Genomic DNA, 21,902 nt, shown 5'->3' with positions numbered 1-21,902 from the left:
CGAGAGCGACAGTGGGCGGGCCGCGGGACTCACCGCGGACGGCGTCCGCGGGTCACCGGAACAGGCTCGGGCTCGCCGAAACCGAGCCAGACGCTATCACCGGTTAAGGCGGTGACGAAAGAGTGTGCGTCGAAGCGAGGGGCGGGTTGTCACGCGCACCGGCTGCTAGGCTTCAGCGGACTTGGACCATGTATCGAGGAGTCGCAGTCGTGGTGGGTGAAGACGACATCTCCGGGTGAGACCCGGTCCTGACGGTCACCGGCAGGCGCACAGGAGCGCCGCCGACGTGGCCCGTCTCGTCGTACCCCTGATCCCACGTCTGCCCTGGGCAGAGGCCTCTTCCCTGCCCTCACGCCCTTCGAGGTCATCACCATGTCCGGCGCTTCCGTCGTCTGCTCGAACCTGTCCTTCGCCTGGCCCGACGACACCCCCGTCTTCCACGACCTGTCGTTCACCGTGTCCCCCGGCCGCACGGGCCTGGTCGCCCCCAACGGCTCCGGCAAGAGCACCCTGCTCAAGCTGATCGCCGGTGAACTCAAGCCCGCCACCGGCTCGGTGTCGGTCGGCGGCACCCTCGGCCACCTCCCGCAGAGCCTCCCGCTGACCGGCAACCTCACCGTCGCCGAGGTACTCGGCGTCGACGCGGTGATCCGCGCCATCGACGCCGTGGAGTCCGGCGACGTCGACGAGGAGCACTTCACCACCATCGGCGACGACTGGGACATCGAGGAGCGCACCCGCGCCCAGCTCGACCGCCTCGGGCTCACCGACCTCACCCTGGACCGCAGCCTGCGCACCCTCAGCGGCGGCCAGGTTGTCTCCCTCGGCCTCGCCGCCCAGCTGCTGAGGCGTCCCGACGTCCTGCTGCTCGACGAACCCACCAACAACCTCGACGTCGAGGCCCGGCACAGGCTCTACGACGTGCTCTCCGACTTCTCCGGCTGCCTGCTGCTGGTCAGCCACGACCGCGCGCTGCTCGACCGCATGGAGCGCATCGCCGAACTCGGCAGCGACGAACTGCGCCTGTACGGGGGCAACTTCACGGAGTACGAGGAGGCGGTGCGCGCCGAGCAGGAGGTCGCCGAGAAGAACGTCCGCAACGCCGAGGCGGACCTCAAGCGCGAGAAGCGGGAGATGCAGCAGGCCCGCGAACGCGCCGAACGCCGCGCGAGCAACGCTGCCAGGAACCTCAAGAACGCCGGCCTGCCCAAGATCTTCGCCGGCACCATGAAGCGCGGCGCGCAGGAGGCCGCGGGCAGGTCCGGCACGATGCACGCCTCCCGGGTCAGCGACGCCAAGTCCCGCCTCGACGAGGCCGGACGCGCGCTGCGCGACGAGCAGCGCCTCACCCTGGAACTGCCCGACACCCGGGTACCGGCCGGGCGCAACCTCTTCCTCGGCGAGGGCATGCAGGTCCGCCTCGGAGACCGGCTCATGTTCTCGGCGGGCGGGGTCGACCTGACCGTCCGCGGCCCGGAGCGGATCGCGCTCACCGGTCCCAACGGCGCGGGCAAGACCACCCTGATGCGACTGATCACCGGCGAACTCGCCCCGGACAGCGGGGAGATCAAGCGCAACGACGGCCGGATCGCCTGTCTCTCACAACGGCTGGACCTGCTGGACCCGGACCGCACCGTGGCGGAGAACTTCGCCGCGTTCGCACCCGAGCGGCCCGAGGCGGAACGGATGAACCTGCTCGCCCGCTTCCTCTTCCGGGGCGCACGGGCGCACCTGCCGGTCAGGGTGCTCTCCGGCGGGGAGCGGCTGCGCGCCACCCTGGCGTGCGTGCTCTGTGCCGAACCCGCCCCGCACCTGCTGTTGCTCGACGAGCCCACCAACAACCTCGACCTGGTCAGCGTGGGCCAGCTGGAGAGCGCGCTCAACTCCTACCAGGGCGCCTTCCTGGTGGTCAGCCACGACGAGCGGTTCCTCGCGGAGATCGGCGTGAACCGCTGGCTGCGGCTGGCCGACGGGGCGCTCAAGGAGACGGGGGCTCCCACCGTGTGAGCCCCCGGTGTGTGACGCGGCCCGCGTCCGAGGCCTTGTGCCCGGCGGGCCGCCCACCCCTCACCGCCGACCACCCCTCACCGATCACATGGGACGGTTCCCGTGCCTCAGCCCGCTCTGCTCGCCCGCGACCTCGTCCGCAGTCTGGGCGGCCGTCGTGTCCTCGACGGCGTCTCCCTGACCGCCTCCCCCGGCCGGCGCATCGGCCTGATCGGGGAGAACGGCGTCGGCAAGTCCACCCTGCTGCGGGTACTCGCCGGCGTCGACGAACCCGACGAGGGCCGTGTCACCCGCCCCGCCGACCTCGGTTTCCTGCACCAGGAGATGCGGTTCGACGCCTCGTCGACCATCGCCGCGGTGCTGGCCGAGGCCCTGCGGGAGGCCCGCGAGGACCTCGCCGAGCTGGACCGGCTCGGCGAACGGCTGGCGCTCGTCCCGCAGGACGGCCCCGGTCACCGGGAACTCCTCGACGCCTACGGGCGCCGCCTGGAGCTGGCCCAGGACCGGGAGTCCTGGGACGCCGACCGCCGCGCCGCCCTGGTCCTGGACGGCCTGGGCCTCGGCGCCTTCGGGCACGACCGCTCACTCGGCTCACTCTCCGGCGGCCAGCGCGGCCGTCTCGCCCTGGCCGCACTGCTGGTACGGCGCCCGTCCGCACTGCTCCTGGACGAACCGACCAACCACCTGGACGACGAGGCGGCCGCCTTCCTGGAGGAGCAGGTCCGCGGCCTGCCCGGCGCCGTGGTGATCGCCAGTCACGACCGGGCGTTCCTCGATGCGGTCTGCACCGACCTGGTCGACCTCGACCCGGCGGTGGACGGCCCGGTCCACCACGGCGGCAACTACAGCGCCTACCTGTCCGAGAAGCAGGCGGAGCGGGAGCGCTGGGAGCGGCGGTACGCCGAGGAGCAGGAGGAACTGCGGGCGCTTCGGGAGTCGGCGGGCGTGACCGCGCACCGGGTGGCGCCGGACCGAGGTCGTACCGACAACGAGAAGATGGGCTACGGCCACCGGGCGGGCCGCGTGCAGAGCTCGGTGTCCCGACGGGTGCGCAATGCCACGCGGCGGCTGGCGGAACTGGAGCGGAACCGGGTCGCCGAACCGCCGAGGCCGCTGCGCTTCACCGGCGGCGAACTCGCGGCACGTGCCGCGGAGGGCCCCGAGCCGCTGACGGCGCTGCACGGGGTGCGGGTGCCCGGCCGGCTGGCGCTGGACGCGCTGGAGGTGTCACCGACCGACCGGCTGCTGGTCACAGGCGGCAACGGAGCGGGCAAGTCGACGCTGCTCGCCGTGCTCGCCGGGCGGCTCACCGCCGAGGGCGAGGTCCACCGGCGGCGCGGGCTGACGGTGGGGCTGCTCAGCCAGGACACCGTTTTCGGACGGCCCGACCGTACGGTCAGGGACACCTACGAGTTGTCCCTGGGAGCGCAGCGGGCAGAAAAGGTGCCGTTGAACTCCCTCGGTCTGCTGCACGACGCGGACCTCGGCAAGCCGGTCGGGCAGCTGTCGGTGGGGCAGCGCAGGCGCCTGGCGCTGGCCCTGCTGGTGGCCCGGCCGCCCCAGCTGCTCCTGCTCGACGAGCCCACCAACCACCTCTCCCCCGCCCTGTGCGACGAACTGGAGGCCGCGCTGGGTCCCGGCCCCGGCGCGATCGTCGTGGCGAGCCACGACCGCTGGCTGCGCCGACGACGGCAGGGCCGCGAACTGCGGCTGGCGCCTCTGCAAGACCCCGCGCACCACCTGGAGCGGTGACGAACGCTTGCCTGGACTGGAGTCACCTGTCAAGATGGTGATGTGAATCTCAACCATGTGTTCGTCTGCGGCCACCCTGCGCTCGACTTCGCCGCCACGCTCCGCGCCCGGCGCTCGACCCGGTTCGAGATGTTCGTGACCCCGGAGCGGCTGAACGCCTGGTACCTGGAGTCCGGGCTGGTCGACACGATCACGCCCGCCGAGGGGGACGACGTCCGGGAGGCGACCGCCGTACGCGAGGCGGTCTACCGGCTCGTCACCGACCGCCGCCTCGGCGAGGGCTTCGATCCCGAGGCGCTCGAGACGGTCAACGCCGCCGCCCGCAAGAGCCCGGTGACGCCCCAGCTCACCGAGAACGGCCGGCTCACCGAGGCGACCCCGGAGCAGGCGCTGGCGACCGTCGCCCGGCAGGCCGTCGAACTGCTCAGCGGCCCGGACGTCCCCCTGATGAAGGAGTGCGGCAACCCCGAGTGCACGCGCGTCTACATCGACCGCTCCCGCGGAATGCGGCGCCAGTGGTGCGGCATGGAGTCCTGCGGCAACAAGATCAAGGCCGCCGCCTACCGCGCCCGCAAGAAGACCGAGCCCGCCGCCGGGCACTGACCGTCCGGGTCCCCGCCGCGCCGCGAACCCGCCGGCCCCTGAGGCTGACGGGTCCCGCATCCGCCTCAAGATCACTCGCGGTGCCGACCCCGGGCTGCGACCGGTCGACGACCTCGGAAGTCATTCGCGGGCCATCCGCTCCACTCGGCGTGACCTTCGCTGCCGCAAGGTCGATACTGCCCACAGCAGGATTTTGACCGCGCCGCCACCGATCACCAACGTATACCCGACACCCCACCAGGGCAGTCAGCACCAGGACCGCCAGGACCCGCTTCCAGCCGCGCTGGACCGCGGGGTCGAAAATCGGCTGCACCCGTCCTGACCAGCAAGGACTTACACCAGAGGGCCACTGTCAACATCGCCGGGAGGAACCCGTGAAGATGCTCATCAACGTTCCGGAGACCGTGGTGGCGGACGCGCTGCGGGGTATCGCGGCGGCACATCCCGATCTCGCCGTGGACGTGGAGAACCGGGTGATCGTGCGGCGGGACGCGCCCGTCGCCGGGCAGGTGGCGCTGGTGTCGGGCGGGGGATCCGGGCACGAGCCCCTGCACGGTGGGTTCGTCGGTCCCGGCATGCTGTCGGCGGCCTGCCCCGGTGAGGTGTTCACGTCCCCGGTCCCGGACCAGATGGCCCGGGCCGCCGCGGCCGTGGACAGCGGGGCCGGGGTGCTGTTCATCGTGAAGAACTACACGGGTGACGTGCTCAACTTCGACATGGCCGCCGAGCTCGCCGAGGACGAGGGCATCCAGGTCGCGAAGGTGCTCGTCAACGACGACGTGGCGGTCACCGACAGCCTCTACACCGCCGGCCGGCGGGGCACCGGCGCGACCCTGTTCGTGGAGAAGATCGCCGGTGCCGCCGCCGCCGAGGGACAGCCGCTGGAGCGGGTGGAGTCCATCGCGCGCCAGGTGAACGAGAACTCCCGCAGTTTCGGCGTCGCGCTGAGCGCCTGCACCACCCCGGCCAAGGGCACCCCGACCTTCGACCTGCCGCCGGGCGAGCTGGAGTTGGGCATCGGCATCCACGGCGAACCGGGCCGGGAGCGGCGGGCCATGATGACCTCGGGCGAGATCGCCGACTTCGCGGTCAACGCCATCCTGGAGGACATGACCCCGCGCCGGCCGGTGCTCGTACTGGTCAACGGCATGGGCGCCACCCCGCTCCTGGAGCTGTACGGGTTCAACGCCGAGGTGCAGCGGGTGCTCGCCGAGCGCGGTGTGAGCGTGGCGCACACCCTCGTCGGCAACTACGTCACCTCCCTGGACATGGCCGGTGCGTCGATCACCCTCTGCCAGGTCGACGAGGACCTGCTGCGCCTGTGGGAGGCGCCGGTGCGCACGCCGGCCCTGCGCTGGGGGATGTGAGCGAGCACCGGAACCGACCCCGCACCCGTATCGCACGCACGTACCGCACGCAAGGAGATCCCGTGCTCGACGCCGATTTCTTCCGCCACTGGATGGCGGCGACCGCCACGTCCGTCGACCGTGAGGCCGAGCGGCTCACCGCCCTCGACTCGCCGATCGGGGACGCCGACCACGGCAGCAACCTCCAGCGCGGGTTCAGGGCGGTGGTGGCCGCGCTGGAGAAGGACTCGCCCGGCACTCCGGGTGCCGTGCTCACGCTCGCCGGGCGGCAGCTGATCTCGACGGTGGGCGGCGCGTCCGGACCGCTGTACGGCACGCTGCTGCGCAGCACCGGCAAGGCGCTCGGCGACGCGGCCGAGGTCAGTGAGGCGCAGTTCGGCGATGCCCTGCGGGCGGGGGTGGACAAGGTGATGGCGCTGGGCGGGGCCGCTCCCGGGGACAAGACGATGATCGACGCCCTGGTCCCGGCCGTCGACGCGCTCGCGGACGGCTTCGGTGCGGCGCGGGCCGCGGCCGAGGAGGGTGCGGTGGCGACGACTCCGCTGCAGGCGCGCAAGGGCCGGGCCAGTTATCTCGGGGAGCGCAGCATCGGTCACCAGGACCCGGGTGCCACCTCGTCGGCACTGCTCGTCGCCGCGCTCGAGGAGGCGTCCGGTGAGTGACGGCAGGCTGGTGGGGATCGTGCTGGTGTCGCACAGCGCCGAGGTGGCGGCTTCCGTGGCGGAACTGGCCAAGGGGCTGGCGGGCGGTGCCGTCGAGGTGCCGGTCGCCGCGGCCGGTGGCACCGAGGGCGGCGGGCTCGGCACCAGTGCCGAGCTGATCGCGGCCTCCGCCCTGTCGGTGGACAGAGGTGCGGGGGTGGCCGTCCTGACCGATCTGGGCAGCGCGGTGCTGACCGTGAAGGCGCTGCTCGCCGAGGGCGACGAACTCCCGGACGGCGCCCGCCTGGTGGACGCCCCGTTCGTGGAGGGCGCGGTCGCCGCGGTCGTCACGGCGGCCACCGGGGCCGACCTCGACGCCGTGGAGGCCGCGGCCGCCGAGGCGTACACCTACCGCAAGGTCTGAGCACCCCGCGAAGGCGGGCGGGCCGCCCGCGGCTTGCGCAGCCGGCCCCAGCGCCCTGCTGCCGGGCGGCACGACGCCGCGGAGGTCCACCAGAAGGGCCCGCGGGGGTCCGCCAGAAGGGGTCTAGGACAGGCCGTCCGCCACGACGGCGAGGGCCGAGCGCATGGTCTCCATGAGTTCGGCCTCCGCCGTGGCCGGGTCGGCCGTCCCGTCGGCCGCGCGCCACGCGTGGTGTTCGACGGCCGCGCGCAGGGCCGCGTTGAACATGGCGGCCTGGATGGCGGGCCGCAGATCGTCGGCGGGCAGCCCGGCGCGCGCGGCGAGGGCCCGGGCGAACGCCGGTTCGGCCTCGTCGTAGGTCTGGAGCCATTCCGCGCGCAGGCCCGGCTCGGTCCGGGTCAGCCGGACCAGGGCGCCGACGGTGGCGCGGTCGGGGCCCCGCACCAGCCGGTTGTCGCCGCCCACGGCGCTCTCGAAGGCCTCCGTCAGCGGGCGGCCGGGCCGCCAGGCGCGCAGGCCGTCGGCGACCACCTCGATACCGGCCGCGAACAGCGGTCGTACGCAGGCCTCCTTGCTCGGGAAGTAGCGCCACACCGTGCGCGCCGAGACCCCGACCGCCTGACCGATCTGCTCGCCCGTGGTCGCGGTCACGCCCTGGGCGACGAACAGGTCCACCGCGGCGCGGGCGATCTCCAGCCGGATCTCGGCCTTGCGCTCCTCGGTCAGGGGCGGCCGTCCCGTGCGTCCCCCTGCTGTGGTCATCTGCCCCTCCGGTTCCGGTGCCTGGTCCCCGGAATTCTCTCCGAGGAACGGGAGCGGCGGAAATTCTCGGCCATGATTTTATGTCACTGGACGACATTAAGTCGTAGGGTGGTGCGGCACCGGGCGCCGAGCGCCCTTGACACAGCTGAGAGGGGCATCACATGGCCGACGGACTCGACGGGCGCTGCGTCGTCGTCACCGGCGCGGGATCGGGGATCGGCCGGGCCACCGCCCTGGCCTTCGCGAGGGAGGGCGCCCGGGTCCTGGTCGCCGACCTGAACGCCGAGGGCGCGTTCGCGGCGGTCCGGGAGATCGAGGAGGCGGGCGGCACGGCGGTGGCCGTCACCGGCGACCTCAGCGAGCAGTCCGTGGTGGACGAGGTGGTCACGACCGCCGTGGCGCGCTTCGGCGGCGTGGACGTGCTGGTGAACAACGCCGGGATCATGGACCGCATGTCGGCCCTGGCGGACGTCGGCGACGCCGAGTGGGAGCGGGTGATACGGGTCAACCTCACCGCACCCTTCCTGCTCACCCGGGCCGTGCTGCCGCACATGCTGGCGGCGGGCCGGGGTGCGATCGTCAACACCGCCTCCGAGGCCGGCCTGCGGGGCAGCGCGGCGGGCGCCGCCTACACGGCCTCGAAGCACGGCGTCGTCGGTCTCACCAAGAACCTGGCCGTCATGTACCGCAACCAGGGCATCCGGGCCAACGCGATCGCGCCGGGCGGCACCAGGACCGGGATCCGGCTGGACTTGGAGGAGGGCGCCCACGGTCCGGCCGCCCTCGGGCCCTACTTCGGCAACGTGGGCGACGTCTCCGAGCCCGAGGAGCAGGCGGCGGCGATCGTCTTCCTCGCTTCGGACGCGGCGAGCAGCATCAACGGCGCGATCCTGCCGGTGGACAACGGCTGGGCGGCCGTCTGACCCCGGCACCTGAGCACCGGGCGGGAGGCGCCGGCGCCCGGCGGCTCAGCCGCCGTCGGTGAACTGAGCGGCCAGGCGCTCCCCCTCCGCCTCCGCCGTCTCGCGGTTCTCGATGGGGCTGATCTCCGAGTCCCGGAAGACGATGTACGTCACGCCGGAGGAGACCCCGCCGGACCGCGGGTCGGCGTCCATGTCCAGCCCCTTGGCGGTGGCGTACGACGCCTCACCGATGATGTCACGCGGTCCCGTGTCGCCGACGACGGCGTACTGCACCCGTCCCTTGTAGATGACCGCCGCGACCGCCCCGCCCCGGATGCCGTACGCCCGGGGGTCCCAGCGGCGGCTGGGGCCGGGCACGACGACATAGGGGAGTTTCTCCGCGTTCAGATGGCGGCCGTCGGACTGCTGGAAGGCGGTGGCGGCGGAGAACGCGGGATCGGCGGCACGGTTGCAGTGGGCGGTGACCCGGCCGTCGCAGTCGATGTCCAGATCGGCCTTCCAGAAGACGGCCCGGTCGGTGCCGCACACGGGGACGGTGGCGGCGGTACCGGCGTCGGTGCGGTAGCGGCCCCTGGACACCTGGGTGCAGTCGCGCACCCGGGCCAGCAGATCGGTGGCGGTGATCCGGTGCCGGTCGCCGTGGGCGGCGAGCGAGGCGGCGGGGGTGGGCAGCGTGGTCGGGGTGAGCAGGGCGGCGCCGGCCGCGGCCAGCGTCAGCGTCTGGACACGCACGATGAGGGACCCTCTCCGTGGGGGACATGGAGTCAACCGGTCCAATCTGAGGGGGTCCCGGCGCCCGGGCCAGCAGGTGCGGGCCTTACAGGGCCGTACGGAGCAACGAACTGACACCCCGTGAGAATCCGTCAGGGGCCGGGGCCGCCTGAACCGGTGTCGGCCCAGGCGGCCCCGGCCACCCGCGTCGGCGCGGCATCAGCGACGACAGCGTTCCGCGCCAGGGGCGCGAACTCACCTGCTCACGCGGGAAGTTCGGCCGCAGTGTGTTCAGCATACGTAACCCCTCCCGCCCGTGGGCCATGCGGGCCCCTTGCCGACGGCGTCCCGGGCGGGCCATATTGGTCCGGACCATTGCCGTGCTGCCGTCCTGGGAGGCGGAACCGTGCGCCGTGTCGTCGTCGTGGTCTGCGCCATGCTGTGGATGACGTCCTGCGGCCGGGGCGGGGCCGCCGACGGGGACAGCGGCAGGCTGCCCGGCGCCCCGGGCGGGGTGACGGCGGTGGCCGGGAGCGCCACCAGCGTGCACGTCATGTGGAACGCGCTCCCGGACGGTTCGGGGGTCCGCGCCTACCGGGTGTACCGCGGCACCACCGAGGTGGCGGAGGTACCGGGGTCGCAGCACATGGTGGACGTCACCAGGCTCAGGCCGTCCACCGGGTACGCGTTCACCGTGCGGGCCCGGGGCGCCGACGGCAGCCTCGGCCCGCGCAGCCGCGAGGTGCGGGCGACCACTCCGGCGTCGGTCGCGGCGGACCGCTCGGCGCCGACCCGCCCGGTGCGGCCGGGCGGACGCGCCGTGGGCAGCCGAGCGGCGCAGCTGTCCTGGGGCGCCTCGACGGACGACCGGAGGGTGTCGTCGTACGACGTCTACCAGGGCGATGCGAAGATCCACAGCGTGGGCGGGAACCAGACCGCGACCGTGGTCACGGGACTGCGTCCGGGCACCCGCTATGTGTTCACGGTCCGGGCCCGGGACGCGGCCGACAACGTCTCGCCCGCGAGCGCCGCGGTGCGCCTGACCATGCCGGGCGGCGACGACGGCCGGGACACCGCGCCGACCGGGTTCACCGCCGGGACACACGAGGAGGGCGGGGCGTACTACCTCGATCTGGCCTGGGACCCGCCGCAGGTCGGCGGGGTGGTCACGGAGTACCAGGTACTTCTCGACGCGGGGACGACCACCTCGCTGGTGTGGGGCGGGACCCCGCCGAAGGGCCGCTCGGCCTACAGTTTCTGCGTGGGACGGGAGCGCGGGGCCGGGCACCGGGTGCGGTTGCGGGCGCGGCTCCCGGACGGCACCTGGGGCGGCTGGTCGGCGGTGCGGTCGGTGACGACGGGGGCCTGACCCGCATTCCGGCCTGGGCCGGTCGGATGAAGAGATCACCTGACCGGGCGTCTGCGCGTGCGGGGCGGACCGGGGCGGCTTTCGCTGAGTCCGAGGCAGCACGGGAGTTCCCCGACCCTCGGCGGCGCACAGGGACGTTCCGCCAACCGTGCCGCCGGAGGGCAGCCCATGCGCACTACCCGACTTCTCCTCCGTTCCGGCCTGACCCTGGCGGCCGCCGCCGCGCTCCCGGCCTGGCTCGCGGGGCCGTCCGCCGCCGTCTCGGGCATCTCGGTGAGCACCAGCGGCACCACGGTCTCGGTGGTCACCAGCGCCTGTACCCAGAACAACGGCAGCTGGGGCAACGCCTCGCTGCTCAACAGCAGCCAGAGTTCGTTCGCCCAGGGTCGCCAGGTGGCCCTGGCGGGGACCACGGTGAGCCAGTCGGCCGCCTGGTCCGGCGTGTCGCCGGGCACCTACACGGTGGTCGTCGTCTGCTCCAACGGCGGTACGGCGGGCAACCAGTCGGTGATCGTGTCGGCCCCCGCCGCGCCCACGACCTCCTCCACCACCAGGTCGGCCGCGCCCCCGCGGGGCGTGATGGGCGGTCTGGGCGGCGCGGCGCGCGACTACGGCCCGCTGACGCTGGGCGTCGGAGCGGCACTGGTCGGCTCGGGGGTCATCGCCACGGGCTGGTACCTGCGCAAGCGCTCGAAGCCGTACCGGCTCTGACGCGGCTCAGCGGTCGGGGAGTTCGGCGAACTCCCCGACCGCGCGGGTGAGCCACTGCGTCCAGAAGGTCTCCAGGTCGATGCCGGCCCGCAGCACCAGGTGCCGCAGCCGGTCCTCCGGACTGTCCTTGCCCGGCGGGAAGTCGCGCCGCTCGATCTTCTGGTACTCCGCCAACTGCCGCTGATGCAGGGCCAGATGACGACGCAGGTCGGTTTCGAGGCCGGCCGTGCCGACCACCGCCGCCGCGCGCAGGCGCAGCAGCATGACGTCCCGGACCGGCTTGGGGTCCTGGGCCGCGGCGGTCCACCGGGCCAGTTCGGCGCGGCCCGCGGGCAGGACCTCGTAGCTCTTCTTCTGCCCGCGGGCCGGCTGCTCGGCCGGCAGGGTGCGGATGTGACCCTCGGCCTCCAGTCTTCCCAGTTCGCGATAGATCTGCTGGTGCGTGGCCGACCAGAAGTACCCGATCGACTTGTCGAACCTGCGGGTCAGCTCAAGCCCCGACGACGGCTTTTCGAGCAGGGCGGTGAGGATCGCGTGCGGGAGTGACATGAGCTCATCCTAGGGACGGGGCTACAGAGCGGCCGCCAGCTCGGTGCCCTGCTTGACGGCCCGCTTGGCGTCCAGTTCGGCGGCGACGTCGGCACCGCCGACAAGGTGCGCCCGGACGCCCGCGGCGACCAGCTCCTCGTAGAGGTCGCGGCGTGGTTCCTGCCCGGTGCAGAGCACGACGGTGTCGACCTCCAGGACGGTGCGCTCCCCGGCGACGGTGACATGCAGCCCGGCGTCGTCGATCAGGTCGTACTGCACGCCCGGGACCATGGTGACGCCCCGGTGCCTGAGTTCGGTGCGGTGGATCCAGCCGGTGGTCTTGCCGAGGCCCGCGCCGACCTTGTCGGCCTTGCGCTGGAGCAGGTGGACGGTGCGCGGCGGCGCGGGCCGCTCGGGCACGGCGAGACCGCCGGGCTCCCGGTACTCCATGTCGACGCCCCAGAGCCTGAAGTACGTCGCCGGGTCCTCGCTCGCCTTGTCGCCGCCGTCGGTCAGGTACTCGGCGACGTCGAAGCCGATGCCGCCGGCGCCGAGGATCGCGACCCGGTCGCCGACGGGGGCGCCGTCGCGCAGCACGTCGAGGTAGCCGACGACGCTGGGGTGGTCGACGCCGGGGATGTCGGGGGTGCGCGGGCGGACGCCGGTGGCGACCACGACCTCGTCGTAGCCGGTGACGTCCTCGGGTGCGACGGTGGTGTTCAGGCGTACGTCGACGCCGTGGGCGTCGAGCTGGTGGCGGAAGTAGCGCAGGGTCTCGTCGAACTCCTGCTTGCCCGGGACCTTGCGGGCCACGTTCAGCTGGCCGCCGATCTCCGCGGCCGCGTCGAACAGGGTGACCCGGTGGCCGCGTTCGGCGGCGGACACGGCGCAGGCGAGTCCCGCCGGGCCGGCGCCGACCACCGCGACCCGCTTCTTCGTCCGGGTGGGGGCGAGCACCAGCTCGGTCTCGTGGCAGGCGCGCGGGTTCACCAGGCAGGAGGTGATCTTCCCGCTGAAGGTGTGGTCGAGGCAGGCCTGGTTGCAGCCGATGCAGGTGTTGATGGCCTCCGGGGTGCCGGCGGCGGCCTTGGCGACGAAGTCGGGGTCGGCGAGCATCGGGCGGGCCATGGAGACCATGTCCGCGCAGCCCCCGGCGAGCAGCTCCTCGGCGACCTCCGGGGTGTTGATGCGGTTCGTGGTCACCAACGGGACGGACACCTCGCCCATCAGCTTCTTGGTGACCCAGGTGTAGGCGCCGCGCGGCACCGAGGTGGCGATGGTGGGGATGCGGGCCTCGTGCCAGCCGATGCCGGTGTTGATGATGGTCGCGCCGGCCGCCTCGACCGCCCTGGCGAGGGTGATCACCTCGTCGAGGGAGGAGCCGCCGGGCACCAGGTCCAGCATCGAGAGCCGGTAGATGACGATGAAGTCGTCGCCGACCGCCTCGCGCACCCGGCGGACGATCTCGACGGGGAACCGCATCCGGTTCTCGTACGAGCCGCCCCAGCGGTCGGTGCGCCGGTTGGTCCGGGCGGCGATGAACTCGTTGATGAGGTAGCCCTCGGAGCCCATGATCTCGACGCCGTCGTAGCCGGCCCACCGGGCGAGGCGGGCGGCGCGGGCGTAGTCGTCGATGGTCCGCTCGACGTCCTCGTCGGTCAGCTCGCGGGGCGGGAAGGGGCTGATCGGCGCCTGCAGCGGGCTGGGGGCGACCAGGTCCGGGTGGTAGGCGTAGCGGCCGAAGTGCAGGATCTGCATCGCGATCCGGCCGCCCTCGCGGTGTACGGCCTCGGTGACGGTGCGGTGCTGCTCGGCCTCCGCCTCGGTGGTGAGCCTGGCGCCGCCCTCGCCCGGGCGCCCCTCGTCGTTGGGGGCGATGCCGCCGGTGACGATCAGCCCCACTCCCCCGCGGGCCCGGGCCGCGTAGAACGCCGCCATCCGCTCGAAGCCGCGCTCGGCCTCCTCCAGGCCCACGTGCATGGAGCCCATGAGCACGCGGTTGGGCAGGGTGGTGAATCCCAGGTCGAGGGGTTCCAGCAGATGGGGGTAACGGCTCATCGGGCCCTCCGTGCACGGTGTCGTCCCCGTAGTTCTAGAGGACCGCACACGGTTTATGCAACTAGTTGCACAAAGGCTCCGGGGTGACGTGTCTCAGATCACCGGTCACCTGCTTTCGAGCAGGACGTGCAGCTCCCGCTCCTGGTCGCCCGAGGCGGTGGAGAGGTCGCGCACCGCGAACAGGGAGTCGAGGGTGGCGCGGAGCCGGTCGATCGCCCAGTAGCCGCCCTGCGCGTCCGCCTCGACCGAGGCGGAGAGCCGCGGCGGCGGGGTGCACCCGTGGGCGTCGGTGACCTCGAACGTGCCGAGCCACACCATCGGGCGGCTCTCGTGCAACTGCTGCGGCACGTCCTCGGCGTCCCGGTCGGACTCGAAGCACTGGCACAGCGCGTCGAAGACGATCCGGGCGTCCTCCTTGCTGCATCCGCTGATCTCAAGGGAGACGGCTTCCTCGTGCAGTCGCTCAGGGCCCATCGTGAACGCTCCTCTCATGACAATGGCGCGGTGTCACGGGTTCCCCCGCGAACCGCGCCATGCCAACAGAAAAGCACCGATTTTCGGGGACCGCACCATCCGCCGCATCCGCTGAACGCGCGGCCCTGTCGCCCCGGTGGTCACCTCGCCGTGACGTCGACGGGATGTCGGGAGAAGGTGGAAGAGTCGGTGGTGACGTCGGGGAGTCGGGTGTGAGCGGGACAGAACAGGGGGAGTCGGCACGGGGGACTACGTACCGTGCGAAGGTGCGAAGGCGGTGCGTGCGATGAGTCCAGCCGAAGCCCCGGCTGCCGGGGGCGCGGAGTCCGCGCGCGGTCCCGTGCGGCCGGGCGGGCTCCTGGACGTCCTGGGCGTGGCCTCGGTGGTGCTGGACGCCACGGGCCGCATCGTGCTGTGGAGCCCGCAGGCGGAGGAGCTGTTCGGCTATCCGGCCGCCGAGGCGCTCGGGCAGTACGCGGCCCGCCTGATGGTGCACGAGCGTCACATCGAACTGGTCGGCAAGCTGTTCGCCGAAGTGATGCGCACCGGGCAGAGCTGGGCCGGCGGCTTCCCCATCCGGCACAAGGACGGCACCACCCATGTGGTGGAGTTCCGCAACATGCGTCTCATGGACGACCACGGAGACGTCTTCGCGCTGGGGCTGGCCGCCGACCAGTCGACGGTGCGCCGGCTGGAGCAGGACGTCGCGCTGTCCGAACGGATCGTGAAGCAGTCGCCGATCGGGCTGGCCGTCCTCGACACGAACCTGCGGTTCGTGTCGGTCAACCCGGCGATGGAACGGATGAACGGCGTCCCGGCCGGGGACCACGTGGGGCGGTCGATCCGCGAGGTGCTGCCCTCCCTGGACGCCGACGAGCTGGAGGCGGCCTACCTGCGGGTGCTGCGGACCGGCGACCCGGTCGTCGACGAAGCGACGGTCGGGCGCACTCCGGCCGACCCCGACGAGGAGCACATCTGGTCGGTCTCGGTCTACCGGCTGGACGACGCGCTGGGCAACGTGCTGGGCGTGGCGACGTCGGTGGTGGACATCACCCAGCCGTACCGGGCCGGGGTGGAGGCCGAGAACGCGCGCCGGCGGCTGGCCGTGATCGCGGACGCCTCGGCCCGCATCGGCACCACCCTGGACCTCGAGCGCACCGCGCGGGAACTGGCCGACGTGGCCGTGCCGGAGCTGGCCGACGTGGCGGCGGTGGATCTGCTGGACATGGTCGTCGAGGGGCGGCGCAGCACGCTCGGCCCCGCCGAGCCCGCGGTGCTCCGCTCGCTCGCCGTGCGCGCGGAGCGGGAGACCGAGGCGGTACGGGCCACCGAGACGCCGGGCACCGTCGCCCGGTACGCGCCGGACCGGCTGATCACCGAATGCGTACGGACCGGGGAGGCCGTGGTCGTGCCGCGGGTCGGGGACGAGGACCTGCCGCGGATCGCCCGCTCCGCCGAGGCGGCCGACCTGCTGCGCCGGGCCGGGGTGCACTCGTACCTGGCGGTGCCGCTGATCGCCCGGGGCGAGGTGCTGGGCGCCCTCGACCTGCGGCGGACCCGCAATCCGGCGCCCTTCGACGACGACGACCTGCTGCTGGCCCGGGAGCTGGCGGCGCGGGCGGCGGTGCAGATCGACAACGCCCGCTGGTACCAGAACGCCCGCACCACCGCGCTGACCCTCCAGCGCAGCCTGCTGCCCACCCATCCCCGGGTCACCACCGGCCTGGAGGTCGCCTCCCGCTACCAGCCGGCCGGCGAGACCGTCGAGGTGGGCGGCGACTGGTTCGACGTGATCCCGCTGGAGGGCGGCCGGACGGCGCTCGTGGTGGGGGACGTCATGGGCAGCGGCATCAACGCGGCCGCGACCATGGGCCGGCTGCGTACCGCGACCACCACCCTGGCCTCGCTCGGCCTGGATCCGGCGGTGCTCCTGGAGCACCTGGACAAGACCACCTCGGGCCTGGACCACTCCATCGCGACCTGCGTGTACGCCGTGCACGACCCCCGGCGGCGGCAGGTCCGCATCGCCAACGCCGGTCACCTGCCCCCCGCCCGGGTCCGCCCCGGCCGGCCACCGGAACTGCTGGACCTGCCCACCGGGGTTCCGCTGGGCGTGGGCGGGATCCCCTTCGCCGCCACCACCGTGGACTTCGAGCCCGGCGACGAGCTGGTGCTCTACACCGACGGCCTGGTGGAGACCCGCAGCCATGCGCTGGACGAACGGCTGGACGCGCTGCTCGCCCTGCTGGACGATCCCGGCCGCCCACTGGAGGAGGCCTGCGACCTGCTGCTGCGGGAGCTGCACCACCAGGACAACCACGACGACGTGGCGCTCCTCATCGCACGGGCGCAGGAGCTGGGGTAGGCGCCGAGCAGCCGCCGGGACATGCTCGCGCCCCGCGTCACCGCGCGTTCTGCCGGGGCTGGTCGCGGACGCCGATCACGACGTTGGCGTACAGCTCCTCCGACACCGCGAGGCGGGTGGTCAGGCCGGCGCGGGTGAAGGCGTCGACAGCGGTGCCGGCCTGGCGTTCGCTCGTCTCGACGAGGACGCAGCCGCCCGGCGCCAGCCACTCGGCGGCCCCCGCGACGACCCTGCGCAGCACGTCGAGGCCGTCGTCGCCGCCGTCGAGGGCGACCAGCGGCTCGTGGTCGCGGGCCTCGGCGGGCAGCAGCCCGACCTCCGCGCTGGGGACGTAGGGCACGTTGGCCGCGAGGATGCCGATCCGGCCGCGCAGGCCGGTGGGCAGGGCGTCGTACAGGTCACCGGGGTGGGCGTGGCCGCCGTAGGGGGCGATGTTGCGGCGGGCGCAGCGGACCGCGGCCGGGTCGATGTCGGCGGCGTGCAGTTCGACGTCGCCGAGGGCGGCGGCGAGGGCCGCGCCGACGGCGCCGGAGCCACAGCACAGATCCACCACGACGGTGGCGCCGGGGGCCTGTGCCAGGGCCTGGTCGACCAGGAACTCGGTACGGCGGCGGGGCACGAACACGCCCGGCTCCACCTGGACGCGCAGTCCGTGGAACCCGGCCCAGCCGAGGACGTGTTCGAGCGGCTCTCCGGCGGCCCGCCGCGCCACCATCGCGGCGAGCTCCTGCGGGGTGCGGGCGGTGGCGAGGATCAGGTCCGCCTCGTCCTCGGCGAAGACACAGCCGGCGGCGCGCAGCGTGGCGGCCACGGTGGTCGGGTCGGTGAGTGAAGTCATCGCCGCGAGCCTATCGGGAGACCGCGGCGGTACTCCCCGGCCATCAAGTTGTATTGTGCAACTAGACCGGTGAGGAGGTATTCCCATGACAGCGGCGGAGACGGCCGTCGAGACCATCCAGCGCGAGATGACCGCCTTCGCGCGCCGGGCGCGGGCCTCGGCCGGGCGGATGCACCCCGAGTTGTCGCTGGTGTCGTACACCCTCCTCGGGCACCTGGAGGAGAGCGGCGGCTGCCGGGCGACCGATCTGGCCGCGCACTACGCGCTGGACAAGTCGACCGTCAGCCGGCAGGTGGCGGCGCTGGAACGGACCGGGCTGATCGAGCGCCGCCTGGACCCGGAGGACCACCGGGTCCAGGTGCTGCACCTCACGCGGGCCGGGCAGGACATCCTCGCCCAGGTCACGCACAGCCGCCGGACCGCGTTCCGGGAGCGGCTGGCGGACTGGCCCGAGGAGGACCTGGTCAGGTTCGCCGGGTACCTGGAGCGCTACAACGCGGGCGCGTCCGCGGGCACCGGCGCCGGCTGACCCAGCGTCTCGGGCACCCGGACGGCGATGAAGGCGGTACGGCGGCGCAGGCGGAAGCCCAGCGACTCGTACAGCCGCACGGCCGTGGTGTTCTCGGCGCCGGTGTGCAGGAAGGGGGTCTCGCCGCGCTCCCTGATGCCGTGCGCGACGGCACGGATCAGCCGGGTCGCGAGACCCTCGCCGCGGTGGGCGGGGTCGGTGCAGACCGCGCTGATCTCCGTCCAGCCCGGCGGGTGCAGCCGCTCCCCCGCCATGGCTATCAGCCGGCCCTCGCGGCGGATGCCCAGGTAGGTGCCCATCTCTATGGTGCGGGGCAGGAACGGACCGGGCCGGGTGCGGGCGATCAGGTCGAGTATCTCCGGCACGTCGGCGGGGCCGAGGCGGACGGCCGCCGGCTCCGGGGCGGTCTCCATCCCCTCGTCCACCAGCTGCACTCCGGCGATGTTCATGGTCAGCTCCCAGCCGTCCGGCAGTTCGCCGCGGTAGCCGGGCACACCGACCTCCGCGCCGGGACCGGCGAGGGCGGCGAGATCGGCCCAGTCGGCGGCCTCGGGCCGGTCGGGCAGCGCCAGCCACGGGGAGACGTCGACCGGGTAGCGCAGGACGCGGCCGCGCCGTTCGGCGAAGTGCGCGTGCGGGCCGGTGAGCGAGGCGAGGGCGGGGTTGTCGAGGACGTGCGGGGCGTTGTCGCGGGGGCCGGGGACGCTCATCGGGCGACCTCGATCACGATCTTGCCGCGGACGTGCCCGTCCTCGACGGCGCGCAGCGCCCGGTCGGCCTGGTCCAGCGGGAAGGCCGCCGACACGTGCGGGTCGAGTTCCCCGCCCACGACGAGTTCGGCCACCTCGTCCAGGACGGCGGCGGTACGGGCGCGTTCGACGCGGGCGCCGCCCAGGGCGGCGACGGTCTCGGGCGCGGCGGCGGTGATCAGTTTGGTGCGGTCGGCGAGCAGGCGGGCCGCCTCGGCGAACACCTCGCCGCCGACCAGGTCGTAGACGCCGTCCACGCCGTCGGGTGCGGCGGCCCGCACCCGCTCGACCAGGCCGGGCCCCGAGGGCACGTGCACGGCACCCAGCGACTCGACGAACTCCTTCTTCGCCTCGCTCGCCAGGCCCACGACCCGCAGACCCCACGCGCGGGCGATCTGCACGGCCGCCGCGCCGACCCCGCCGCCCGCCCCGGTGACCAGCAGGGTGGCGCCCTCGGGCAGGCCGAGCTGGCGCACACCGTCGTAGGCAGTGGCCGCGGCGACCGGAAGGGTGGCGGCGTCGGTGAACGACAGGGCGGCGGGCTTGCGGGCGGTCACGGCCGCCGGCAGCAGGGCGTGCTCGGCGAACGCGCCGCCGACCGTGTTGCCGAAGACCTCGTCGCCGACGGCGAACCCGGTCACGCCCTCGCCGAGTTCCTCGACCACACCGGCGGCCTCGCTCCCGAAGACGGCCGGGAACACGGGCTCGGCGGCGCCGGGCCGTCGCAGACCTTCACGCAGCTTCCAGTCGACGGGGTTCACCCCCGCCGCGCGCACCGCGATCAGCAGCTCGCCGGGGCCGGGGCCGGGCCGGTCCACGTCGGCGAAGGCCTCGGTCTCGGGGCCGCCGTGCCTGGTGTAGACGTACGCCTTGGGCATCGTGTTTCCTCGCTCTCTGGTGCAGTCACCGGTGTCCCGGTAGCGGCACTCGCGCCAAGGATGTGCGCGGGGCGGCTATTCCCGCGCGCGAGGATCGTTCATACGGCCGCAATGAATCGGGGGGATGACCTGGGCCGCAGCGGCGCGGAAGGGCCTTCGGCCACGCGGTCGCCCGCCGCGGCGCGGTGGCGTGGCGAACGGCAGCGGCGCGCGCCCGCGGGCGTGCTCCGGCCCGGTTCCGCCTCCGTGGCTGCGCGGGGTGCGCGGCGTGTGCCGTACGGGGTACCAGGCCCCTGTGGACGCTCACGGGCGGGCGGGGCACGCTGGGAGCTGCGGACCGGTGGTGAGGCCCGTCGGCTCCTGTGGCGCGAGGAGGTCGGCATGCGTACCCGGGTGCACGGCTGGTGTTGGCGGCAGAACCCGCTGCGGCGCAGGTCGGACAGGGTGGAGGCGTGGATAGCGCTGGTCGTCGCGGTCCTGCTGTGCGCGGGCGCGCCCCTCGCGGGAGCGGTGGCGGGACTGTGGGCGCACGGCCAGGCGCGAGCGGTGGCGCTGGCGGAGCGCGCCGAGCGGCACCGGGTCCGCGCGGTGGTGGTCGGCAACGTCCCCGAGCAGCTGCCCTCGGCGCAGGGCGGCGACGCGGACCACGCCTACCAGGCGGACGTCCGCTGGACCGTGCCCGGGAAGGGCGCCCGTACCGCCCTGGCCCGGGTGCCCGCCGGGGCCAGGGGCGGCGACGTGGTGGACGTCTGGTTCGACCGGCGGGGGCACGGGGTCGCCCCGCCGCCGAGTGAGGTCGCCGTCTGGCAGCACACGGTGACGGTGGGCCTGTGCGGGGCGGGCGGCGCGGCGGCCGTGGTGCTGCTCGGTCACGGCATCGTCCGCCGGGTGGCGCTGCGGCACCGCCTCGCCGAGTGGGAGCAGGAGTGGGCACGCACCGGCCCGGACTGGACCCGCGGGCGCGCCTGACCCGCGCGCCGTCCCTCGGATCTCCTCGCCGCCGTGCGCGACGCGCGCCGCGGGCCCTCGACCGGCGGGTCGGCCGCGGCCCGTGGCGTACCCGCGCTCTGGCGAGCCCTCGGACCGCCCACGTACGGTGTGATCACCCGCATCTTCCCTTCCCCAAGGCGGTTGTTGATGGCCCTGTTCGACCTTCCTCTCGACGAGTTGCGCGACCACCGCAGTGCGTCGGTGGCACCCGACGACTTCGACGCCTTCTGGTCCAAGACGCTCCAGGAGGCCCGTGAGCACGATCTCGACGCCCGCTTCGAGCCGGTCGACACCGGGCTGTCCACGGTCGACGTCTACGACGTGACGTTCGCCGGGTTCGGCGGTCACCCGGTCAAGGGCTGGCTGCGGCTGCCGGCCGGTGCCGGCGAACCGCTGCCGCTGGTCGTGGAGTTCATCGGCTACGGCGGCGGACGCGGGCTGCCGCACGAGAACCTGCTGTGGGCCTCGACCGGCCGGGCGCACTTCGTGATGGACACCCGGGGCCAGGGCAGCGCCTGGGGCGGCGGGGGCGGCACCGCCGACCCGGTGGGCGGTGCGCCCGCGTACCCGGGGTTCATGACCCGTGGTGTCGACGCGCCCGAGAACTACTACTACCGGCGGGTGTACACGGACGCCGTCCGGGCGGTGGAGGCGGCGCGCTCGCACCCGCTGACCGACGCGACGCGGACCGTGGCGCTCGGCGCGAGCCAGGGCGGCGGGATCACCATCGCGGTCGGCGGTCTGGTCCCGGACCTCGCCGCAGTCGCCCCGGACGTGCCGTTCCTGTGCGACTTCCCGCGGGCCACCACACTGACGGACCGTCACCCGTACCGGGAGATCGGCCTGTTCCTGAAGACCCACCGCGGCCGCTCGGCCGACGTCCAGCGGACCCTCTCCTACTTCGACGGTGTGCACTTCGCGGCGCGCGGCCGGGCCCCGGCGCTGTTCTCGGCGGCCCTGGAGGACCAGACCTGCCCGCCGTCCACGGTCTTCGCGGCGTTCAACGCGTGGGCGCACGAGGACAAGGCCATCGAGGTGTACGACTTCAACGACCACGAGGGCGGCGGCCCGTACCACGAGGCGGCGAAGGTGCGCTGGCTCCGTTCGTACGCCTGAACGCCAGGACCGGGAGGGCCTGGCCCGCCCTCGGTCTTCCCTCCGGTCCGACCAGTCGGTACGTTCTGGTCGCCCGGGCCGCAGGGTCGCGGCCCGGGGTCACGGCG

The 21,902-nt window shown here is 73.6% G+C and carries 21 protein-coding genes; 13 read left to right on the top strand and 8 right to left on the bottom strand.

Annotated elements, in window-relative coordinates; all coding sequences use genetic code 11:
- The first annotated feature begins 372 nt into the window (after positions 1-372).
- The 6 genes from abc-f (at position 373) to AB0G52_RS22035 (ending at position 6,794) form a co-directional block, all read left to right on the top strand.
- Positions 373-2,007: a ribosomal protection-like ABC-F family protein gene (gene abc-f, locus AB0G52_RS22060; RefSeq protein WP_361338025.1), complete on the top strand. Its 1,635-nt coding sequence runs from the start codon at positions 373-375 to the stop codon at positions 2,005-2,007.
- 102 nt (positions 2,008-2,109) lie between these two features.
- Positions 2,110-3,759 carry an ABC-F family ATP-binding cassette domain-containing protein gene (locus AB0G52_RS22055; protein WP_361338023.1) on the top strand — a complete coding sequence of 550 codons (1,650 nt, stop codon included), beginning with the start codon at positions 2,110-2,112 and terminating at the stop codon, positions 3,757-3,759.
- A 42-nt stretch (positions 3,760-3,801) separates the two neighbouring features.
- Positions 3,802-4,362: an ABATE domain-containing protein gene (locus tag AB0G52_RS22050; protein WP_132887561.1), complete on the top strand. Its 561-nt coding sequence runs from the start codon at positions 3,802-3,804 to the stop codon at positions 4,360-4,362.
- Between the two features lie 374 nt (positions 4,363-4,736).
- Positions 4,737-5,729 (top strand): dihydroxyacetone kinase subunit DhaK, encoded by a 993-nt coding sequence (dhaK, locus tag AB0G52_RS22045; protein ID WP_361338021.1) that lies wholly within the window; start codon positions 4,737-4,739, stop codon positions 5,727-5,729.
- Positions 5,730-5,791: 62 nt separating this feature from the next.
- Positions 5,792-6,391, top strand: coding sequence for a dihydroxyacetone kinase subunit DhaL (dhaL, locus tag AB0G52_RS22040; protein WP_361338019.1), 600 nt, complete (start codon positions 5,792-5,794; stop codon positions 6,389-6,391).
- Positions 6,384-6,794, top strand: coding sequence for a PTS fructose transporter subunit IIA (locus tag AB0G52_RS22035; RefSeq protein ID WP_132887558.1), 411 nt, complete (start codon positions 6,384-6,386; stop codon positions 6,792-6,794). Before dhaL ends, AB0G52_RS22035 begins: the two co-directional genes overlap by 8 nt.
- A gap of 123 nt (positions 6,795-6,917) precedes the next feature.
- On the opposite strand, the gene AB0G52_RS22030 is transcribed toward AB0G52_RS22035, so the two are convergent.
- Entirely contained in the window at positions 6,918-7,556 is a 639-nt protein-coding gene (locus AB0G52_RS22030) for a TetR/AcrR family transcriptional regulator (RefSeq protein ID WP_132887557.1), read from the bottom strand.
- A 161-nt stretch (positions 7,557-7,717) separates the two neighbouring features.
- Between AB0G52_RS22030 and AB0G52_RS22025 the strand changes: the two genes are divergently transcribed.
- The gene (locus AB0G52_RS22025; protein WP_132887556.1) at positions 7,718-8,479 is read left to right on the top strand and encodes an SDR family NAD(P)-dependent oxidoreductase; all 762 of its coding nucleotides are present in this window, start codon (positions 7,718-7,720) and stop codon (positions 8,477-8,479) included.
- A gap of 45 nt (positions 8,480-8,524) precedes the next feature.
- On the opposite strand, the gene AB0G52_RS22020 is transcribed toward AB0G52_RS22025, so the two are convergent.
- A complete protein-coding gene (locus AB0G52_RS22020; RefSeq protein WP_132887555.1) occupies positions 8,525-9,211 on the bottom strand; it encodes a glycoside hydrolase family 75 protein in 687 nt (228 codons plus the stop codon).
- 385 nt (positions 9,212-9,596) lie between these two features.
- Between AB0G52_RS22020 and AB0G52_RS22015 the strand changes: the two genes are divergently transcribed.
- Complete coding sequence (locus AB0G52_RS22015; protein ID WP_361338016.1) at positions 9,597-10,559, top strand: fibronectin type III domain-containing protein; 963 nt, start codon at positions 9,597-9,599, stop codon at positions 10,557-10,559.
- Positions 10,560-10,727: 168 nt separating this feature from the next.
- Positions 10,728-11,270, top strand: coding sequence for a hypothetical protein (locus tag AB0G52_RS22010; RefSeq protein ID WP_132887554.1), 543 nt, complete (start codon positions 10,728-10,730; stop codon positions 11,268-11,270).
- Positions 11,271-11,276: 6 nt separating this feature from the next.
- On the opposite strand, the gene AB0G52_RS22005 is transcribed toward AB0G52_RS22010, so the two are convergent.
- The 3 genes from AB0G52_RS22005 to AB0G52_RS21995 all read right to left on the bottom strand — a co-directional run bounded on the left by AB0G52_RS22005 (position 11,277) and on the right by AB0G52_RS21995 (position 14,330).
- Positions 11,277-11,819 carry a PadR family transcriptional regulator gene (locus tag AB0G52_RS22005; RefSeq protein ID WP_132887553.1) on the bottom strand — a complete coding sequence of 181 codons (543 nt, stop codon included), beginning with the start codon at positions 11,817-11,819 and terminating at the stop codon, positions 11,277-11,279.
- A gap of 21 nt (positions 11,820-11,840) precedes the next feature.
- A complete protein-coding gene (locus AB0G52_RS22000) occupies positions 11,841-13,856 on the bottom strand; it encodes an NADPH-dependent 2,4-dienoyl-CoA reductase (protein ID WP_132887552.1) in 2,016 nt (671 codons plus the stop codon).
- 105 nt (positions 13,857-13,961) lie between these two features.
- Positions 13,962-14,330, bottom strand: coding sequence for a hypothetical protein (locus AB0G52_RS21995; RefSeq protein ID WP_132887551.1), 369 nt, complete (start codon positions 14,328-14,330; stop codon positions 13,962-13,964).
- Positions 14,331-14,616: 286 nt separating this feature from the next.
- On the opposite strand from AB0G52_RS21995, the gene AB0G52_RS21990 reads away from it, so the two are divergent.
- Positions 14,617-16,695 (top strand): SpoIIE family protein phosphatase, encoded by a 2,079-nt coding sequence (locus AB0G52_RS21990; protein WP_132887550.1) that lies wholly within the window; start codon positions 14,617-14,619, stop codon positions 16,693-16,695.
- A 37-nt stretch (positions 16,696-16,732) separates the two neighbouring features.
- Here the strand turns inward: AB0G52_RS21990 and AB0G52_RS21985 are convergent, their stop codons facing one another.
- Complete coding sequence (locus AB0G52_RS21985) at positions 16,733-17,533, bottom strand: putative protein N(5)-glutamine methyltransferase (RefSeq protein ID WP_132887549.1); 801 nt, start codon at positions 17,531-17,533, stop codon at positions 16,733-16,735.
- Positions 17,534-17,618: 85 nt separating this feature from the next.
- On the opposite strand from AB0G52_RS21985, the gene AB0G52_RS21980 reads away from it, so the two are divergent.
- Positions 17,619-18,062, top strand: a complete 444-nt coding sequence (locus tag AB0G52_RS21980; RefSeq protein ID WP_132887548.1) for a MarR family winged helix-turn-helix transcriptional regulator — start codon at positions 17,619-17,621, stop codon at positions 18,060-18,062.
- Here AB0G52_RS21980 and AB0G52_RS21975 read toward each other — a convergent pair.
- Both AB0G52_RS21975 and AB0G52_RS21970 read right to left on the bottom strand, forming a co-directional pair.
- Positions 18,023-18,772: a GNAT family N-acetyltransferase gene (locus AB0G52_RS21975; protein WP_132887547.1), complete on the bottom strand. Its 750-nt coding sequence runs from the start codon at positions 18,770-18,772 to the stop codon at positions 18,023-18,025. The two genes, AB0G52_RS21980 and AB0G52_RS21975, sit on opposite strands and share 40 nt — an antisense overlap.
- Positions 18,769-19,689, bottom strand: a complete 921-nt coding sequence (locus tag AB0G52_RS21970; protein ID WP_361338013.1) for an NADP-dependent oxidoreductase — start codon at positions 19,687-19,689, stop codon at positions 18,769-18,771. The genes AB0G52_RS21975 and AB0G52_RS21970 overlap by 4 nt, the downstream gene beginning before the upstream one ends.
- 381 nt (positions 19,690-20,070) lie before the next feature.
- Between AB0G52_RS21970 and AB0G52_RS21965 the strand changes: the two genes are divergently transcribed.
- Positions 20,071-20,658: a hypothetical protein gene (locus AB0G52_RS21965; RefSeq protein ID WP_361338011.1), complete on the top strand. Its 588-nt coding sequence runs from the start codon at positions 20,071-20,073 to the stop codon at positions 20,656-20,658.
- 168 nt (positions 20,659-20,826) lie between these two features.
- On the top strand, positions 20,827-21,795 hold the full coding sequence (locus AB0G52_RS21960; protein WP_361338009.1) for an acetylxylan esterase: 969 nt from the start codon (positions 20,827-20,829) through the stop codon (positions 21,793-21,795).
- Positions 21,796-21,902 lie beyond the last annotated feature (107 nt).

This window comes from Streptomyces sp. NPDC021562 (assembly GCF_040640875.1).
Taxonomy (GTDB): Bacteria; Actinomycetota; Actinomycetes; order Streptomycetales; family Streptomycetaceae; genus Streptomyces.
Note: the sequence above shows the minus strand (reverse complement) of the source record. Positions and strands in the feature narration are given on the sequence as shown.

Excerpts from the sequence above, each read along its gene's own strand:
- AB0G52_RS21995 (WP_132887551.1), bottom strand. The coding sequence starts at position 14,330 with ATGGGCCCTGAGCGACTGCACGAGGAAGCCGTCTCCCTTGAGATCAGC.
- AB0G52_RS22000 (WP_132887552.1), bottom strand. The coding sequence starts at position 13,856 with ATGAGCCGTTACCCCCATCTGCTGGAACCCCTCGACCTGGGATTCACC.
- AB0G52_RS21970 (WP_361338013.1), bottom strand. The coding sequence starts at position 19,689 with ATGCCCAAGGCGTACGTCTACACCAGGCACGGCGGCCCCGAGACCGAG.
- AB0G52_RS21960 (WP_361338009.1), top strand. The coding sequence starts at position 20,827 with ATGGCCCTGTTCGACCTTCCTCTCGACGAGTTGCGCGACCACCGCAGT.
- AB0G52_RS21975 (WP_132887547.1), bottom strand. The coding sequence starts at position 18,772 with ATGAGCGTCCCCGGCCCCCGCGACAACGCCCCGCACGTCCTCGACAAC.
- AB0G52_RS22030 (WP_132887557.1), bottom strand. The coding sequence starts at position 7,556 with ATGACCACAGCAGGGGGACGCACGGGACGGCCGCCCCTGACCGAGGAG.
- abc-f (WP_361338025.1), top strand. The coding sequence starts at position 373 with ATGTCCGGCGCTTCCGTCGTCTGCTCGAACCTGTCCTTCGCCTGGCCC.
- AB0G52_RS22010 (WP_132887554.1), top strand. The coding sequence starts at position 10,728 with ATGCGCACTACCCGACTTCTCCTCCGTTCCGGCCTGACCCTGGCGGCC.
- AB0G52_RS21985 (WP_132887549.1), bottom strand. The coding sequence starts at position 17,533 with ATGACTTCACTCACCGACCCGACCACCGTGGCCGCCACGCTGCGCGCC.
- AB0G52_RS21990 (WP_132887550.1), top strand. The coding sequence starts at position 14,617 with ATGAGTCCAGCCGAAGCCCCGGCTGCCGGGGGCGCGGAGTCCGCGCGC.
- AB0G52_RS22005 (WP_132887553.1), bottom strand. The coding sequence starts at position 11,819 with ATGTCACTCCCGCACGCGATCCTCACCGCCCTGCTCGAAAAGCCGTCG.
- AB0G52_RS21980 (WP_132887548.1), top strand. The coding sequence starts at position 17,619 with ATGACAGCGGCGGAGACGGCCGTCGAGACCATCCAGCGCGAGATGACC.
- AB0G52_RS21965 (WP_361338011.1), top strand. The coding sequence starts at position 20,071 with ATGCGTACCCGGGTGCACGGCTGGTGTTGGCGGCAGAACCCGCTGCGG.
- AB0G52_RS22025 (WP_132887556.1), top strand. The coding sequence starts at position 7,718 with ATGGCCGACGGACTCGACGGGCGCTGCGTCGTCGTCACCGGCGCGGGA.